Source organism: Rhodococcus sp. NPDC047139, assembly GCF_040643435.1.
GTDB lineage: Bacteria > Actinomycetota > Actinomycetes > Mycobacteriales > Mycobacteriaceae > Rhodococcus.
In genome coordinates this window covers 47405-63711 of record NZ_JBEYUH010000016.1, presented here as the reverse complement: position 1 = coordinate 63711, position 16307 = coordinate 47405, and the positions used below count along the sequence as shown (strand labels likewise).

Annotated in this window: 16 protein-coding genes and 1 tRNA gene; 7 read left to right on the top strand and 10 right to left on the bottom strand. The window is 66.4% G+C overall.

From position 1 onward, the window contains the following. The first annotated feature begins 71 nt into the window (after positions 1–71). On the top strand, positions 72–1157 hold the full coding sequence (locus ABZ789_RS18645) for a lipase family protein (protein ID WP_358426813.1): 1086 nt from the start codon (positions 72–74) through the stop codon (positions 1155–1157). Positions 1158–1227: 70 nt separating this feature from the next. On the opposite strand, the gene ABZ789_RS18640 is transcribed toward ABZ789_RS18645, so the two are convergent. From ABZ789_RS18640 to ABZ789_RS18625, 4 genes are all read right to left on the bottom strand, one after another. Next, complete coding sequence (locus ABZ789_RS18640; RefSeq protein WP_358426696.1) at positions 1228–1590, bottom strand: hypothetical protein; 363 nt, start codon at positions 1588–1590, stop codon at positions 1228–1230. Positions 1591–1705: 115 nt separating this feature from the next. Next, positions 1706–1778, bottom strand: a tRNA-His gene (locus ABZ789_RS18635). An 85-nt stretch (positions 1779–1863) separates the two neighbouring features. Further along, a complete protein-coding gene (orn, locus tag ABZ789_RS18630) occupies positions 1864–2463 on the bottom strand; it encodes an oligoribonuclease (RefSeq protein WP_358426693.1) in 600 nt (199 codons plus the stop codon). Between the two features lie 70 nt (positions 2464–2533). Continuing rightward, the gene (locus ABZ789_RS18625; RefSeq protein WP_358426690.1) at positions 2534–4003 is read right to left on the bottom strand and encodes an NAD(P)/FAD-dependent oxidoreductase; all 1470 of its coding nucleotides are present in this window, start codon (positions 4001–4003) and stop codon (positions 2534–2536) included. 269 nt (positions 4004–4272) lie between these two features. Here ABZ789_RS18625 and ABZ789_RS18620 point away from each other — a divergent pair, with 269 nt between their 5' ends. Beyond that, positions 4273–5814 (top strand): helicase HerA-like domain-containing protein, encoded by a 1542-nt coding sequence (locus ABZ789_RS18620; protein WP_358426687.1) that lies wholly within the window; start codon positions 4273–4275, stop codon positions 5812–5814. 31 nt (positions 5815–5845) lie between these two features. On the opposite strand, the gene cmrA is transcribed toward ABZ789_RS18620, so the two are convergent. Further along, positions 5846–6652, bottom strand: a complete 807-nt coding sequence (cmrA, locus tag ABZ789_RS18615; protein WP_358426684.1) for a mycolate reductase — start codon at positions 6650–6652, stop codon at positions 5846–5848. 94 nt (positions 6653–6746) lie between these two features. Here cmrA and ABZ789_RS18610 point away from each other — a divergent pair, with 94 nt between their 5' ends. Then, on the top strand, positions 6747–8078 hold the full coding sequence (locus ABZ789_RS18610) for an MFS transporter (RefSeq protein WP_358426681.1): 1332 nt from the start codon (positions 6747–6749) through the stop codon (positions 8076–8078). 10 nt (positions 8079–8088) lie between these two features. Here ABZ789_RS18610 and ABZ789_RS18605 read toward each other — a convergent pair whose 3' ends face one another. Together ABZ789_RS18605 and ABZ789_RS18600 are read right to left on the bottom strand one after the other, a co-directional pair. Further along, positions 8089–8976 carry an SGNH/GDSL hydrolase family protein gene (locus ABZ789_RS18605; protein WP_358426678.1) on the bottom strand — a complete coding sequence of 296 codons (888 nt, stop codon included), beginning with the start codon at positions 8974–8976 and terminating at the stop codon, positions 8089–8091. Positions 8977–9066: 90 nt separating this feature from the next. Continuing rightward, positions 9067–9888: a thioesterase family protein gene (locus tag ABZ789_RS18600; protein ID WP_358426675.1), complete on the bottom strand. Its 822-nt coding sequence runs from the start codon at positions 9886–9888 to the stop codon at positions 9067–9069. An 87-nt stretch (positions 9889–9975) separates the two neighbouring features. Between ABZ789_RS18600 and ABZ789_RS18595 the strand changes: the two genes are divergently transcribed. Next, positions 9976–10551 (top strand): TetR/AcrR family transcriptional regulator, encoded by a 576-nt coding sequence (locus ABZ789_RS18595; RefSeq protein ID WP_358426672.1) that lies wholly within the window; start codon positions 9976–9978, stop codon positions 10549–10551. Between the two features lie 28 nt (positions 10552–10579). Here ABZ789_RS18595 and ABZ789_RS18590 read toward each other — a convergent pair whose 3' ends face one another. Both ABZ789_RS18590 and ABZ789_RS18585 read right to left on the bottom strand, forming a co-directional pair. Then, positions 10580–11413 carry an alpha/beta hydrolase gene (locus tag ABZ789_RS18590; RefSeq protein ID WP_358426669.1) on the bottom strand — a complete coding sequence of 278 codons (834 nt, stop codon included), beginning with the start codon at positions 11411–11413 and terminating at the stop codon, positions 10580–10582. 81 nt (positions 11414–11494) lie between these two features. Next, positions 11495–12151, bottom strand: coding sequence for a TetR family transcriptional regulator (locus ABZ789_RS18585; protein WP_358426667.1), 657 nt, complete (start codon positions 12149–12151; stop codon positions 11495–11497). Positions 12152–12494: 343 nt separating this feature from the next. Here ABZ789_RS18585 and ABZ789_RS18580 point away from each other — a divergent pair, with 343 nt between their 5' ends. The 3 genes from ABZ789_RS18580 to ABZ789_RS18570 are packed head-to-tail and all read left to right on the top strand — an operon-like array spanning position 12495 to position 14946. After that, positions 12495–13424 carry an iron-sulfur cluster-binding domain-containing protein gene (locus tag ABZ789_RS18580; RefSeq protein ID WP_358426664.1) on the top strand — a complete coding sequence of 310 codons (930 nt, stop codon included), beginning with the start codon at positions 12495–12497 and terminating at the stop codon, positions 13422–13424. Positions 13425–13466: 42 nt separating this feature from the next. Then, positions 13467–14723, top strand: coding sequence for an acyl-CoA desaturase (locus ABZ789_RS18575; protein WP_358426661.1), 1257 nt, complete (start codon positions 13467–13469; stop codon positions 14721–14723). Next, positions 14701–14946: a hypothetical protein gene (locus ABZ789_RS18570; RefSeq protein WP_358426658.1), complete on the top strand. Its 246-nt coding sequence runs from the start codon at positions 14701–14703 to the stop codon at positions 14944–14946. The genes ABZ789_RS18575 and ABZ789_RS18570 overlap by 23 nt, the downstream gene beginning before the upstream one ends. Before the next feature lie 45 nt (positions 14947–14991). Here the strand turns inward: ABZ789_RS18570 and ABZ789_RS18565 are convergent, their stop codons facing one another. Next, positions 14992–16299: an OFA family MFS transporter gene (locus tag ABZ789_RS18565; protein WP_358426655.1), complete on the bottom strand. Its 1308-nt coding sequence runs from the start codon at positions 16297–16299 to the stop codon at positions 14992–14994. Between the last annotated feature and the right edge of the window lie 8 nt (positions 16300–16307).

Genomic DNA, 16307 nt, shown 5'->3' with positions numbered 1-16307 from the left:
GAGGGGGTGCAGTGTCCGCTCGTGCGCGGTGGTCGAGTCTGTCGTGCTGCGGCGCCGTACTGTTCGCGGCACTGTTACCTGCCGGGGGCGTGGCCGCGCCTGCCGAGTCGACGGGTGCGGAGCTTCCTGGAGCGATCGTCTCGCAGCAGCCACTGCCCGACGAGTTGTCGGTGCCGGGGGCGGTTGCCGCCACGAAGCTCGAATATCGCACCGCGTGGCGGTCGGGAGAGCCCACCGTCGCCACCGGCGCACTTTTCCTTCCCTCCGGTGAAGCGCCCGAGGGAGGCTGGCCCGTCCTCGCATGGGCGCACGGAACGACCGGTCTGGGGGACGACTGCGCACTTACGACCCGCACTGCGCGTTCGGATCTGGAACGGACCTACCTGCGGCACTGGCTCGATTCCGGTTACGCAGTCGTGTCCGCGGACTATCCGGGGCTCGGCTCGGAGGGGCTTCATCGATATCTCGACGGACCCAGCGCTGCGAACAGTGTCGTCGACATCGTCCGTGCCGCCCGAGCCACCGGAGCACCGCTGTCGGAGCGGTGGATGGTGATCGGACAGTCGCAGGGGGGACATGCCGCGCTGCACACCGGCGCGATCGCGACCTCGCGGGCACCCGAACTGGATTTCCGCGGAACTGTTGCGACGGGCGCACCGGCGAACCTCGAGCGGGCATTCCTGATCGGCGTGCCGGGTTTTCCCGATCCCGGTCTGCAGGGCCTGGTGAGTTTCAGCGCGTACATCTTCGCGGGGCTCCGCGATGCCTACCCCGAGGTCGACGTCGAGGGTTATCTGACGCCGGTCGGCCGGGAAGTCGTCGATCGGGCCGAAGGGATGTGCTACGTCGACCTCGACGAGTCGGTGCGGGAGGTCGCGGTCGGGGAACTGCTCGCGCGCCCGTTGGCCGCCGACCCCATGCCCGCCCTGCTCTCGGACTATCTCGCCGTCCCGGCGACCGGATACGACCGGCCGGTATTCCTCGCGCACGGCGTGGACGACGCGATGGTGCCGATTCCGTTGTCTGCTGCGCTGGCGGCGGACATGAAGGCCGCGGGGGTGGATGTCGACTACCGGGTCTACACGGCCGGACACCTCACCACGATGCGACACTCGATGGCGGACGCGACGGCCTTCGTGATGCGCCGGTTCGAGTAGCGGACCGGGAACGAGAAAGCGCCGCTCGGAAATCCGCTCGAGGGCCTGTGCTGCAGGAGTCTGTTCGTCGTCAATCCGTCGATATCGCGTCGGCGCCGAGAAAGGCGCCCGCGACGGCCACGACCAGCGCTGCCAGGGCGCCCCCTGCGAGGCCGGCGAGGGCGTGCGCCTTCACGGATCGTCCTCGCACCAGGTAACCCGCCCCGGCCCCGACCAGAGCGACAGCAACAGCTCCGCCGAGGAACGAGAAGATCGTCATGAATACGAACATCGAGAAGATTGCTCCGAACACAGCGCCGAGTGTTCCTCCGGTGTTACCCACCATGACGACCGGAAACTGCCACACCGAAGCCGTCACTCCGGCGGCCACCGGTCCCGAGAGAACTGCGACGATCGCCGAGGTCCGCATGCTCTGTGCTGTCTCGTCTTGCATACCCGAACGCTACGGGGCCAAAAGCTTCCGGCAACAGGACGTCCTCACGCGGGCATGGCGTGGAACGAAGAATGCCCCTGGCCAGTACTTCTACTGGTCAGGGGCATTCCTTCGGGGTGAGTGACGGGACTCGAACCCGCGACAGCCAGGATCACAACCTGGTGCTCTACCAACTGAACTACACTCACCATCGCATTCGCCGGCAACCTTCGGTCGCTTGCGCCTGCGGTACAGATACTAGCCTGACGATCACGAAAAAGACGAATCGGCTGGTCAGGCCGACCCCAAGTCCTTGACGACCGCGCTGAGCTCGTTCGGCGTGGGACCGGGCGGAGCCACGAAAGCCGTGCGTCGGTAATAACGCAGCTCCCGGATCGACTCCTTGATGTCCGCGAGTGCCCGGTGCGACAGGCCCTTCTCCGGTTGCCCGAAGTAGATTCGCGGATACCAGCGTCGGCACAGCTCCTTGATCGAGCTGACGTCCACCATGCGGTAGTGCAGGTAGTTGTCGAGTTCGGGCATGTCGCGAGTGATGAACGCGCGGTCGGTCGCGATGGAATTGCCCGCCAGCGGGGCCGTGCCGGCCTCGGGGACGTGCTCGCGGATGTATGTGAGGACCTGCTTCTCCGCCTCGGCGAGGCTGACGGTGGAGCGGCGCACCTCCTCGGTCAGCCCGGATCGTTCGTGCATCTGCTGCACGACTTCCGGCATGCCGGCGAGGGCGTCGTCATCCGCGTGGATGACGATGTCCACGCCCTCACCGAGCACGTTGAGATCACTGTCGGTGACCAGCGCCGCGATCTCGATCAATTTGTCGCTGCCGAGACGCAGCCCCGTCATCTCACAGTCGATCCATACGAGTTTGTCCTGCACGACAGACAGACTAGCCATCCGGCCCGCACTCACGAGGTGCGGCGTCGCGAGCGGGTGACGAAACGCGACATCAGGCCTTGGCGGCGGCGATGTGGGACGCAGCCGGCCGGGCGGGGAACCGTGAGGCCCGGACGCGCTCCCGATCGAGCGTCCGGCCGTCGCCGGTGGCGTCCCGTGGGTCGGAGGCAGCGGCGAAGTCGTGACGCAGGAAGGACTCGGGGGAGTCGTCGAGGATCTCCATCCAGGGGGCAGGCAGCGCCGGAGCGAGGGTACCCGTCAACGTCGAGGTGTAGCTCTTGTTGCGGTACCCCATGATGTCGTTCTTCTTGTCCTTCTTCCACTGCTTGAACACCTCGCCTTGGCGTTCGACGTGGAATTCCGGGTAGTCGGTGCGATCGATGAGATCTCGGATGTAGGCGGCCTGGAAATCGATCTCCTTGATCGGCGAGGACAGCTTCTCCTCCCGGGCCCGCCAGAGATCGATGTCCTCCTCCCTGGCGTCGAAGTCGGGCAGGGTGACCCGGCCGAGCATGAAATCGCGTGCGTACCAGGCCTGGGCGTCGAACATGTTGAACGTGAAGTACTGATCCTGGGCGCCGAGGTACATCAGCTTCGGATTCCGCTGGAAGAAGATGCCCTTGTAGATGTCCCGCGGGTAGAGCCGGTTGTTCGTGCGCAATGTGAGTTCGTCGGGCAGAAACGGGTAGTGGTGCCGGTACCCCGTGCACAGCACGATGGCGTCGATCTCACGCGTGCTGCCGTCCTCGAAATGGGCGATCTTGCCGTCGACGTGCGTGAGCAGTGGCACCTCGGAGAACTGCCCGGGCCAGTCGTGGCCCATCGGTGCGGTGCGGTAGCTGAATGTGACCTGCTCGGCGCCGTACTTGATGCACTGCGTTCCGATGTCTTCTGCCGAGTAACTGCTGCCGACGAGAAGCAGTCGCTTACCGGTGAATTCGCGTGCGTCACGGAAGTCGTGGGCGTGAAGCACGCGTCCGGGGAAGTGGTCGAGGCCCTCGAAGTGGGGAACGTTCGGGGTGGAGAAGTGACCCGTCGCGACGACGACGTAGTCGAACTCGTCGGATTCGAGGACGCCGCGGTTGTGGTCCATCACCGTCACCGTGAACTTCTGCGTGTCGTCCGACCACTCGACCCATCGCACCGCGGTGCCGAAGCGGATGTACTTGCGCACGTCGCTCTTCTCGACCCGGCCGATGATGTAGTCGAGCAGGACCGCCCGCGGCGGGTACGACGGGATAGGGCGTCCGAAGTGCTCCTCGAACGAGTAGTCGGCGAATTCCAGGCATTCTTTCGGGCCGTTGGACCACAGATAGCGGTACATGCTCCCGTGGACGGGTTCACTGTTCTCGTCGAGCCCTGTACGCCAGGTGTAGTTCCACATTCCACCCCAGTCGGGCTGCTTCTCGTAGCAGACGATCTCGGGGATCTGCTCCAGACCGGCCCTTCGGGCTGCTTCGAAAGCGCGCAGCTGCGCGAGTCCGCTGGGACCTGCTCCGATGATGGCGATCTTGGGCGTCAAGGCGTGGCTCCTGTGCTCGTGGGAATTTTGCGTAGTTCGTTGCTAACACAAGTCGTTGTTCTTGCGAATGACACGCACGCCTTCGGCAGCCCGGGTTCTTTCAGGGGAATGCGCAGGTGGAGGCGGGTTCTGCCGGGCGAGATCACGCCGCCCTAGCTGTGACGGGAATCACTGTAATAGGACAATTAGGTCAGCCGATAGAAATGGTCTTTCCGTGACCTCGGCGGGGTACCGTCGCGGTGGGCAGGTCGACGCCGGAGGGGGTGACCATGACCGAGAAGCCGGAGACTCCGACTGCGGCCATCGCGTCGGGGTACGAGGTGGCCGGCGAGGCCCTCGAACTCGGGACCGTGGTACTGAACGGTGTCGCGGATCCGGACGCACAGGTGCGCATACCACTCGGCACGATCAACCGGCACGCTCTCGTCGCCGGTGCGACCGGCACAGGCAAGACGAAGACACTGCAGGTCATGGCGGAACAACTGTCGTCGGCGGGGGTTCCGGTGGTGATGGCGGACGTCAAATCCGATCTGTCGGGTCTGTCGGCCGCCGGGGAGCCGGACGAGGCGGTGCTCACCCGGGCTGCCGATACCGGGGACGAGGATTGGACTCCGACGGGATATCCCGTGACCTTCTACTCGCTCGGCACCGGCGGGGTGGGTATCCCGGTCCGCGCGACCGTCACCTCGTTCGGCCCGATCCTGCTCTCGAAGGTTCTCGGTCTCAACGCTACCCAGGAATCGACCCTCGGGCTGATCTTCCACTGGGCCGATCGCAACGGACTGCCCTTGCTCGACCTCCCCGACCTGCGGCAGGTGATCCGGCATCTGACGAGCGACGAAGGACGCGCCGCCCTCGACGAAATCGGAGCCGTCTCACCCGCGACCGCCGGCGTGATCCTGCGCGCCGTCGTCAACCTCGAGAATGCGGGCGGCGACACCTTCTTCGGAGAGCCCGAACTCGAGGCCGAGGACCTGCTGCGGGTGGTCGACGGCCACGGAACGATCAACCTGCTCGAACTCGGTGACGAAGCGACCCGGCCTGCGCTGTTCTCGACGTTCCTGATGTGGTTGCTCGCCGACCTGTTCCAGGCACTGCCGGAGGTCGGAGACGTCGACAAGCCCCGGCTCGTCTTCTTCTTCGACGAGGCACATCTGCTCTTCGCCGACGCGTCGAAGGCGTTCCTTCAGCAGATCGAGCAGACCGTGAAGCTCATCCGTTCCAAAGGGGTCGGCGTGGTCTTCTGTACGCAGCTGCCCACCGACATTCCCCGGAGCGTGCTGTCACAACTCGGTGCACGGGTGCAGCACACGCTGCGGGCATTCACACCCGAGGACGAGGCCGCGCTCGCGAAGGTGGTACGCACCTTCCCGAAGACGGACGCCTACGACCTCGGCGAAGTGCTGACCGGCCTCGCGACCGGCGAAGCGATCGTGACGGTGCTGTCCGAGAGCGGTGCGCCCACCCCGGTTGCCTGGACCCGATTGCGTCCACCACGCTCGCTCATGGGCACGGTGGGGGAGAGCGCGATGCGCGCATCGGCCCAAGCGAACCCCCTCTACGGGAAGTACGACCGCACCATCGACCGGGAATCGGCGTACGAGAAGCTCACTGCCTCGGTGGTAGGACCGACGGACGTCGAACCCGCCACCGAGTTGCCGCCGGAAACCACAACCGGAGGTGAACCTTCGGTCGTCGAGCAGGTCCTCGGCAGTACGGCGGTCCGTAGTTTCGTGCGGTCGGCGGCGTCCGCTGCCGGACGCGAGATCGGCCGGAGCCTGTTCGGCACCGGACGCCGCCGAAAGCGGTGACGTCGAATCCTGCTGCCGCAGGGGATCGTGTTCAGCTACCGCCGAGCTTCTTGTAGAACGCCCCGGCGATCGGTGCGGAAACCGAACGCGGTGAGAACTGGCCCGCCACCGACATCGCCTTGCTGATCACACCGGGAACGATGCGCATACGGTTGGCGGCGAGTGCGTCGAGCGACACCTTCGCGGTGTGCTCGCTCGAGATCCACAGGAAATCGGGTACCAGCTTGTCGACGATCGAGGCTTCCGCGGGATCCGGTTCCTCGGTGCGCACCGGGCCGGGGGCGAGCAGCGTGACGTGTACGCCCGTGCCTTTCAGTTCGCCGCGCAGCGACTCGGAGAATGTGTTGACGAACGCCTTCGTCGCCGCGTAGGTGGCGTTGTTCGGGATGGGCATGTTGCCCGCGGCCGAGCCGACCATGAGGATCGCCCCGGAGTTCCGTGCCACCATCTGCGGCAGCACCGCGAGCGTGAGGTCGTGCACAGCGACTGCATTGAGTTCGACCTGCGCCCGCTCGTACTCGGGATCCAGTTCGGCGACCGCGCCGAAGGTGGCGATGCCGGCGTTGTTGCACAGGATGCTGATGCGTCGGCGTCCGAGTTCCTCGACGAGGGGAGCTCGCGCGTCCCGGTCGGACAGATCGCACGCGCGGACCTCGACGGTCACGCCGTGCTTCGCACGCAGGGTCTCGGCGAGGACCTCCATCACCTCACCTCGCCGAGCGACGAGAATGAGCGAGTGGCCGCGGGCGGCGAGTTCGGTTGCGAGGGCCTCACCGATGCCGGAGGACGCTCCGGTGACGACGGCACGGGCATCGGGATGGGGATTCGGCAGAGTCACAGTGCGCCAGCGTAGCGGCAGAGCGTCGGGCGCTGTGTGGGCGTCTCCTGCTGTGCCGGTGCCGCGAGAGCTCGTGCCGCATAGGCTCCGGGGCATGAGTGCGTACACGGACGCGGCGAGTGGAGCCGGGCAGGCGACGGCGCGCCGGCAGGTCTTCTCGTGGGGTCTGTGGGACTGGGGCTCGGCGGCGTTCCACGCGGTGATCCTGACGTTCGTCTTCTCCGTCTATCTCACCGATGCGGTCGGCGACGACCTGCCGGGCGACATCTCCGCGAGCACCTGGCTCGGATGGTCCCTCGGCATCGCCGGGTTCTTCATCGCCGTGACCGCTCCGGTCTCCGGTCAGCGCTACGACGCCGCAGGACGACGGAAGTGGTCGCTGGGCATCCTCACCGGGGTGACCGTCGCCGCGATGGCGTCGATGTACTTCGTACGCGACGACTACCACTATCTGTGGCTGGGCCTACTACTGCTCGGCGTGGCCTCGGTGACGGCCGAACTCGCGCAGGTTCCGTACAATTCGATGCTGCGTCAGGTGTCGACACCGGACGACATCGGGCGGGTGTCGGGATTCGGTTGGGCGATGGGATATTTCGGTGGCATCGTCCTGCTGCTGTTGTGTTACACGGGGTTCATTGCCGGTGACGGCGACTCCCGTGGATTCCTCGGGGTATCCGCCGAGGCCGGCACCAACATCCGGCTCGTCGCGCTGTTCGCTGCGGTGTGGTTCGCGATCTTCGCTGTGCCGGTGCTTCTCGCGGTTCCGGAGAAGCCGGTCGCGGGCGGTGACCTCGCTCGCCGGGCGGGATTCGTCGAGTCCTACCGCGTGTTGTGGCGTGACCTGAGCGGGCTGTGGCGCACGGATCGTCGCATCATCTGGTATCTCGGCGCGTCGGCGTTGTTCCGGGACGGCCTCGCCGGTGTCTTCACCTTCGGTGCGGTCCTCGCCGTCACGGTTTACGGGATCGGGGCGGGCGACGTCCTGGTCTTCGGTGTCGCCGCGAACGTCGTCTCCGCGCTGGGCGCACTCGCGGCCGGGCGGGTGGACGACAAGGCCGGGCCCAAGGCGGTGATCGTGGGTTCGCTGGTCGCGATGATCGCTGCGGGCATCGTGCTTCTCGTCGTCTCGGGGCCGGTGATGTTCTGGATCTTCGGTCTCGTCCTGTGTCTGTTCGTCGGACCTGCGCAGTCGTCGGCGCGCACCTTCCTGGCACGTCTGACTCCGCCGGGCCGGGAAGGCCAGATGTTCGGTCTCTACGCAACGACGGGACGTGCAGTCTCGTTCCTGGCGCCGACGTTGTTCGGATTCTTCGCGTGGTGGTTCGGCACCGACCGGGCCGGGATCGTCGGGTTGCTGATCGTGCTCGCCGGAGGCCTGGTGGCATTGCTGGCCGTGCGGTCACCGGAGCCGTCGACGGAGATGTGAACCTCTCGACTCAGCTGTCGAGCTCGGCCGCTATCCGGTCGGCCGCATTGCGGTGCCCGGCCGCGTTGGGATGCAGCGGGATCGATCCGGGGGCCAACTGCAGACCTTCCATCCACCGGGTTTCCGAAGTGGCGCAGGCGTCGTGGAGGCGGGTCGAGTCCTGCAGGTCGACGTAATCCACGTCCGAGGCCTCGGCTTGCTTGCGCATCACAGTGTTCAACCGGTCGATCTTCGACTGCAGGTAGGTCGCGTCCTCGGGCCATATCGGTTGCTGGGGAAAACAACCCCCGTCGCGGACGCCGGTGGGGTAGCCGACGAGGACGATGCGGGCATCCGGTGAGCGCCTGCGGATCTCGTCGACAATCGCTGCGTAGGTGGGCGCGAAGGCGTCGATGGCGGCATCCACGCGGTCGATGCCGCCGGAGGTGTTGGTGACCGCGCACGATGTGCCCTGCGGTGGCGGCGAGAAATTGACGCATCCGAGCGCCAACTGGACGAGACCGATGTCGTTGCCGCCGATGCCCACAGAGACGAGGTCGGTCTCGGGGCGAAGCGAGTCGTACTGCGGGGGCACTGCCGCTCCACCGAAAGCGATCTGCGGCTGCGAGAGATCGGGAGTGTCGGCGCCGCTGCACGACGCGTCGACGAAGTCCTCGATGCCGAGGTCGGCGGCGACGAGGGTGGGATAGTTTCTCCCCGACCTTCCGCAGGGATCCCCCTCGGTCTGCGGAGGGATACCGGGCCCGGCGGTGAACGAATCCCCCAGGGCGACGTACGAATCGTAGGCAGGAGCCGGCGTCGTCTCGGGTGTGTCGGCGCAGGCCGCCCCCGTGGTGGAGAACAGGACTGCGGCGCAGGCGATGATCCCCGACCGCCGGAAGGATGTCGGCAACGGCACGGCGAACCTCGCATTCTGGTGGCCGGATGTGTTCGAGGTTACAGGTGTGCGTGCGATCAGGGCCGCTGCCCGGGCGGGAGGGTCCGCGTCTCACGCCTTGAAATACACGAGCTGGTGGGAGGTGGCCAGCAGAGTCCCCTCGCGTCCCCACAGTTGTGCGCTCTGGTCGAAGAAGCCGTGACCGAAGCGATGCGCACGTGCGGTGGCGAGGACGGGCGCATCGGCCTGGGCCGCGACGGTTTCGGAGTCCGCGTGGAAATAGACCGTCATCGAGACGGTGCCGGCCGGCAGTACTCGGCCCAGGCGCAGGAAGGCCCGTGGGTAGAAGATGTCGCACATGGCCGTGAGCGCGGCGAAGTCGAGTGGACGCGAAGGGACGTCACGTACCCACAGGGTGGAGGTCGAGTCGGCTTCCTCCGCGCTTCCCTCGTCGGGAACGACCCCGGCGGCGTAGCGCATCTCGTAGTTGCGCGCCCATGCGATGAAATCGGGAAGTGGTGTCGGGTCGAGCGAGTCGTGTGTGGGGACGGCAGGTGCCTGCACTTCGGTCGACGACCAGGTCGGGCGTCGGAGGCCGAAGACGGCAGTCGCGGTCGTGGCGATTTCGCCGCCCTGGGACAGTTCGATCGACCAGTGCTGGGTGGACCGGTTGGTGCGCACCGGACGTACCGCGATGTCGAACGGTCCGTCGGCGATCGGGCCGGCGAAGTTGACCGTCAGGGAGATCGGGATGCCGAGGACGTCGGGGTGCCGTTCGACCGCGCGGAGCAGAGTCGCCGCGGTGATGCCGCCGAACGGACCCACCATGTTCGCGTAGGCCGGGTGGGTGTGACCTTCGGTGTGATCGTCCCGGACGTGGAACAGTTCGACGGCAGCGTCGAAGACATGGGTGGTCACCGTGACGTCGGTCATGACGGGGCTCCTCGAAGATTTCGCGAGTGTCGATCTGTATGACAACATACATAGAACGGTGGGACAACCATCACTGACGGAGGTCGGGTGAGCGCAACAGAACGCCGGGAAGGTCCGCGCGCGGCGATGACTGCGAGCGCGATCGCGCTGATGCGGGAGCGAGGCGTCGCGGCGACCTCGTTCAGGGACGTCCTCGAGCACAGTGGTGCGCCGCGCGGTTCGATCTACCACCACTTTCCCGGTGGCAAGGCCCAACTCGTCGAAGAAGCGACCGAGACGGCCGCCGCCCGGATCGAACGCGCGTTGACCGCACAGATCCACGGCGTCGGAGTGGTGGGTACGGTGCGTGCAATCGTCGACCAGTGGCGCGACGACCTCGTGGCCGGCGGTTTCGTCGCGGGATGCCCGGTGGTGGCTGCCGGTCTCGGTCCCGAGCCGAGGGCCCGCGCGCGGGCGGGTGCGGCGTTCGGTGCATTCGTCGAGGTCATCGCACGCTCGCTCGCTGCTGAAGGGGTGCCCGAACAGCGCGCGCGGTCGCTGGGAAATCTGGTGATCGGCGCCCTCGAGGGAGCATTGGTGATGGCCCAGGCGCAGCGCAGCCCGGCACCGCTCGATGCGGTGGTCGGCGAACTCGAGGTGTTGCTCGGCTCGGTGGTCGAGTAGCCGAGCGCTTCGGCTCGCGCTCCCGGGGTCAGTCGGCCCGGCGGCGCTCGACCGCGTGCACCACGTCGACCGGCGCTTCCTCCGGAATCCAGTGTGAGACGCCGGGGAGGACCACGAACTCGTAGTCCGCATCCACGAACTCGCCGCAGCGTTCGGCTCCGGCCCGGGCGATCGCCATGTCGCCGGTGCTCCAGATATAGGTCGTGGGAACCCGGATGGAGGGCGTCGAATCGAGGTCGCGTGTCATCGCGCGGTACCAGTTCAGGGCGGCGGTCATCGCACCCGGTGCGGACAGCGTCGCGACGTAGTGATCCACGGCGTCGCTGCCCACGCTGGGCGCGAACATTTCGCGGAGGCGTCGCGCGCCGTCGGCCAGGAGCAGGTCCTCCGCCTTGCCTTCCTCGCGGTAGACGCGGATGTACGACGCGCGTTCGCGTTGTTCGGCGTCTTCGCGCAATGCCCAGCCGTAGGCCGCGAGGTGAGGCAGCGAAAGCGCCGTGAGCGTCGATATGCGGTCGGGATGATGGGCGGCAAGATGCCAGGCCACGGCAGCTCCCCAGTCGTGTCCGACAAGGTGGGCCCGGTCGAGCTCGAACTCGTCGAGCAGGCCGAGCACATCTCCGGTGAGCGAGGGCATCGTGTAGTGCTCAGGCCCTGCGGGCCGGGCGCCGGGGGAGTATCCACGCTGGTCGGGAGCGATCACACGGAAGCCGCGGTCTACCAGCAGCCGCGCCACCGGGGTCCAGCTCCTCGAAGTCTGGGGAAATCCGTGCAGGAGTACGACCGGTGTGCCGTTCCGCGGCCCTGCCACACGAACGTCGAAGGTCAACTCGTCGTATGCGGCCGGCCCGATGTCTGCCATGAGATCCACGTTACGGAAGGCGGGTTCCTTCGACACGATTTCCCGAGCACCTCGACCACAGACAGCTTCCGGACCAGGGCATCACCGCTGGTCGTGGGGTGTCCGTCTCGTTCTCCATGCCGCCGCTCCCAGCAGGATCAGGCGCATCTGTTTCTGTCCGCGGGCGACGACTTCTGCTTCCTGCTCGCTTCCCGGGCGCTCGACCGCGAGCAGGTCGAGGACGAAATCGAGCATCGCGGTCACGAGGAGGTCCGCGGCCATCTCGAGATCGTCGAACTCCCAGTCCTCGAGCCCGGGGGCCCGGCCCAGATCGGCTGCCAGCTCACTGGTCAGCAGGCGCAACTCGACAGAGATGGCCGCGGCGACCTCGGGAAGCCCGCCGTGACGTTCGCGTGCCAGGAACCGGAAGGCCGCCTTGTGCGCCCGCACCTGTTGCACCAGGACGTCGATGGACTGACGCGCGCCCGCCGGCCCGGGCGTGCGCCGCGCTTCTCTCAGAAGGTGGCGCAGCACCCGCATCGTGTCGGCGGCCAGGGTGACTCCGAGTTCGTCCATCGACGAGAAGTGCCGGTAGAACGCGGTGGGAACGATGCCCGCCTGGCGAGCCACCTCCCGCAGGCTCACGGCTCCGAGGCCTCGATCCGACGACAGTTCGAGCGCTGCCTCGAGAAGTGCCTGCCGAGTGCGCTCCTTGCGTTCTGCGCGCGTTGTCGGGGGCGGGACGGAAGCTGTGGACACGCCCCGAGTCTAGGCGTGGCACCGACGCCGCCGAAGATGCCCCTGTAACTCAGGTCACATCTTCCTTGACAGTCGGGTGAGTGGGCCTGGCACACTGATTTCAGTGCACATCCGTTCACTGGAACATCGAGGTCTACCGAAAGGCGGACAGAAGATGATCGTGCGTGACCGTCCGGCATCGACACCACTTCCGGGAACGCTGCGGAAAATCCTGGTAGGAGCGCTGAGTGTGCTCTCGTACCCGCATCATCCTGACCGCTATCTGGAGCTAGCCGATCCGCTGCTGGTCACATCGGCGAACTTTGCCCGGATTACGGATGTTGACCGAAATGCCCTCGGTTCGGTGACGATCACGGTGCAGCCCACGCAGCCGTGCAGGCCGGCTCCGGGGCAGCACGTCTCCGTCTCGGTGCGGGTGAACGGGGTGCGCCACACGCGCTGTTATTCGCCGACGCTCGTCGGTGGGGCATCGGCACGGTGCCCGGACCTGCGATTCACCATCGGCCGGCACCCGGAGGGCACCGTCTCGCGTCATCTGTACGAGCACGCCGAAGTCGGGGGAGTCCTCGAGCTCGGACCCCCCGCCGGCGAGTTCGTGCTCCCGCACCCGCGCCCTCGGCGACTGCTGTTCATCGCAGCAGGATCAGGCCTGACCCCCGTGCTCTCGATGCTCACCGGTCTCGCCGCCGAGGGATATGACGGCTCTGCGGTCCTGGTCTACTACACCCGCACGCCCGAGCACGTTCCGCGTCGCTCCGAACTCGACGCTCTGGCCGAGCTGCCGAACGTCGAGATCGTGCACGCGCACACCCGGTCCGACGCGGGTCTGCTGCGCGGACGATTCGATCCGGCTCACCTCACGGCTGTCGCACCGTGGTATGCGGACACACCGACCTACGTCTGCGGACCGTCGGAGTTGGTCGATCGTGTCCGCGAGGTCTACGCCGATCGCGGTTCCGGCGCGATGGTGAAGACCGAAGAGTTCACGCTGCCCACAGTCGCCCTGAATCCGGGCGATGCCGGCGGTGAAGTTTCCTACGCGGCATCGGGAGTCGTTGCCGCGAACACCGGATCGACGCTGCTCGAGCAGGCGGAAGCCGCCGGATTGACTCCCGAGCACGGATGCCGAATGGGCATCTGCCACAGCTGCACCGCCGTCCGGTTGTCGGGGTGCACGCGCGATGTGCGTACCGGGGACGTCGATTCGGAACCCGGGCGCCGCATCCAGGTGTGTGTGAATGCCCCCGTCGGCGATGTGGTCGTCGAACTCTGACCGGATCGCCCCGGCGATCTCCTGAAACCATCGGAGGACTTCATGTTCGGATTGTCCCTACCCACCATTCCGTTCCTTCCCTTCCTCTCCGGCCGCTCCACCCCCGCCGAGACCGAACCGCTCGTGCTCGACCGGGACGCCGTCGAGGAGATCGGCCGCGAACTAGATGCCCTGCGGGAGGAGACACTCGCGTCCCTCGGCGACGAGGACCGCGAGTATCTCTACCGGATCATCAAGGCGCAGCGGGGTTTCGAGATCGCCGGGCGCGGCCTTCTGTTCGTCGGCTTCTTTCCGCCCGCATGGGTGGCGGGCGTCGCGGCGCTGAGTGTGTCGAAGATCCTCGACAACATGGAGATCGGGCACAACGTGATGCACGGCCAGTACGACTGGATGCGTGAACCGTCGCTGAATTCGCGTGTGTTCGAATGGGACACGGTCTGCCCGTCGGACCAGTGGCGCCACTCGCACAACTACGTACATCACACCTACACCAACATCCTCGGCCAGGACCGCGACATCGGGTACGGCATACTCCGCATGGATCCGGCCCAGAAGTGGCATCCCTACTATCTCGGCAACCCGGTCTATGCGACCGCCCTCATGCTCCTGTTCGAGTGGGGCGTGATGATGCACGACGCGGAGGTCGATCGGATCGTCGCCGGCCGACGTTCGTGGCGCGACGTGATTCCGATCGCGAAGGGGTGGTGGCGCAAGGCGCGGCGTCAGGTGCTCAAGGACTACATCGCGTTCCCGGTGCTGAGCGGTCCGATGTTCGTGCCGACGCTGCTCGGTAACGTCACTGCCAATCTGGTGCGCAACGTGTGGGCGTACTCGATCATCTTCTGCGGGCACTTCCCGTCCGGGGTGCAGTCCTTCACCGAGGAGGAGACCGCCGACGAGACGCGCGGCGAGTGGTACGTACGGCAGATGCTCGGCAGCGCGAACATCACCGGTTCGCCCCTGTTCCACATCATGTCGGGCAATCTGTCGCATCAGATCGAGCACCATCTGTTCCCGGATCTTCCTGCTCACCGGTACCCCGAGCTTGCGCCGAAGGTTCGCGAACTGTGCGACAAGCACGGTCTGCCCTACAACACGGGTGGGTTCACCGCCCAGGTTGGCTCGGTGTGGAAGAAGATCTTCGAGCTTGCGCTCCCGCCGGGATGGACATCTGCCGAGCCCGAGTCGCGGGTGGTCATCGAACGCCACCGCGCCACGGACTACCCGGAGGGGGTTGCGGGTATTCTCGCGGACGAGACAACCGAGGGGGTCGAACATGGTCGGCAGGTTCGAGCGTAACAAGGACGCGATCCAAGAGGTCACCGAGTCCGCAGCCACCCGAGTCGGGGCGATCGCCGGAATCATCGCCACCGCGGTCCGGGACGTCACCCGCGAGGTCGGTGAATTGATCACCGACGCGATCGAGATGCGGGAGGCGGCTCGCGCCGCACGCAACGACGATGAAGGTGCCGAGAGGCCGACGACACCGGAACGGCGCACCTCCGCGCCGTCGGAGGGATGACGAGGGGCGGATCCCGTCGCGCCGCGACGTTGCGACGGGTTCGCCTCAGGATCGGATGGCCGACGAGTCCCGTCGTGCCGCAGGCACCTTGGTGACCAGCGTCAGCACCACCGACACCAGAGCGATGATGCCGATGGTGGTGTAGGCGAGGGTGTAGGCCTTGTCCTCACCGATCAGGCTGGACGCGATGATAGGGCCGATGATGCCGCCCAGGCTCCAGCCGATGAGCATCAGCCCGTAGATGGCACCGGCGTTGCGCACTCCGAAGAAGTCGCCGGCGGTGGCGGGCATGGTGCCGAAAGTGCCGCCGTAACACAGATAAACGATTGCGGCGAGAATCGAGAACAACACCACGCTGTCGGCGTGGGGCAGAACGATCAAGCAGACGCCCTGCAGCGCGAGAATGGCAGTGAACGTCTTCATCCGGCCGATGTAGTCGGATATCGCAGCCCAGACGATCCGGCCGGCTCCGTTGAAGATCGCGAGCGCACCCACCAGGGCCGCCGCACCGGTCACGCTGAAGCCCGCGATGTCGACGGCGCTGGGTTTGGCCTGGGAGATCAGGGAGATGCCTGCGGCGACGCTGAGAGTGAGGATCGAGGTCAACAGGTACCACTGGGGTGTCCGCAACGCCTCGCCCTGGGTGTACTCCTTTCCGTGGACCGGTTTATCGGTGCTCCCTGCCACGGGTTCGAAACCCGGCACGGTGTAGCCCTCGGGCGGGTTACGGAAGAGCGCTGCGCCGGCAATGGACATCAGCATGTAGGCAATGCCCAGCGGAAGGAAGGCGCTGGTGGGATCCTCCGGGTTCTCGTCGATGAGCCACTGGGCGACCGGGGAGGTGAGCACTGCGCCGAATCCGAAACCACCCACGGCCAGACCGGTGATGAGCCCGGTCTTGTCGGGGAACCACTTCTGCAACATGGCGATCGGGACGATGTACGCGAAGCCCAGGCCGAGGCCGCCGATGATGCCGTATCCGAGGATGAGCAACCAGTAGTCGTCGGCGCCGGCGGTGAACGATGCGAGCAGGATGCCGAGGGCGTAGACGACGCCGCCGATCAGAGCGACGACGCGAGGACCCTTCAGGTCCTGTAACCGGCCACCGGCGTAGGTGCCGATGAAGATCATGCCGATGGTGACGGTGAACGGCAGCGATGCCTGAACCGTACTGAGCTGCCAGGATTCGGCGCTCTCGAGTGCTCCGCCGAAGACCGACCAGGCATAGACCGCACCGATCGAGAACTGCAGGAGCAGAGCTCCGACGACCAGCAACCAGCGGAAGGAGCCCGGCGGATCTCCATCCCCTACGACGGCTTCACGTCGGTCGTGCGTGGCCTTCTCGGAGTTCATGCCGTTCT

What these genes read in the sequence shown, in the direction of transcription:
- ABZ789_RS18640 (WP_358426696.1), bottom strand. Translation starts at nt 1,590, where the DNA reads ATGCAAGACGAGACAGCACAGAGCATGCGGACCTCGGCGATCGTCGCA.
- ABZ789_RS18620 (WP_358426687.1), top strand. Translation starts at nt 4,273, where the DNA reads ATGACCGAGAAGCCGGAGACTCCGACTGCGGCCATCGCGTCGGGGTAC.
- ABZ789_RS18610 (WP_358426681.1), top strand. Translation starts at nt 6,747, where the DNA reads ATGAGTGCGTACACGGACGCGGCGAGTGGAGCCGGGCAGGCGACGGCG.
- ABZ789_RS18600 (WP_358426675.1), bottom strand. Translation starts at nt 9,888, where the DNA reads ATGACCGACGTCACGGTGACCACCCATGTCTTCGACGCTGCCGTCGAA.
- ABZ789_RS18590 (WP_358426669.1), bottom strand. Translation starts at nt 11,413, where the DNA reads ATGGCAGACATCGGGCCGGCCGCATACGACGAGTTGACCTTCGACGTT.
- ABZ789_RS18575 (WP_358426661.1), top strand. Translation starts at nt 13,467, where the DNA reads ATGTTCGGATTGTCCCTACCCACCATTCCGTTCCTTCCCTTCCTCTCC.
- ABZ789_RS18570 (WP_358426658.1), top strand. Translation starts at nt 14,701, where the DNA reads ATGGTCGGCAGGTTCGAGCGTAACAAGGACGCGATCCAAGAGGTCACC.
- ABZ789_RS18565 (WP_358426655.1), bottom strand. Translation starts at nt 16,299, where the DNA reads ATGAACTCCGAGAAGGCCACGCACGACCGACGTGAAGCCGTCGTAGGG.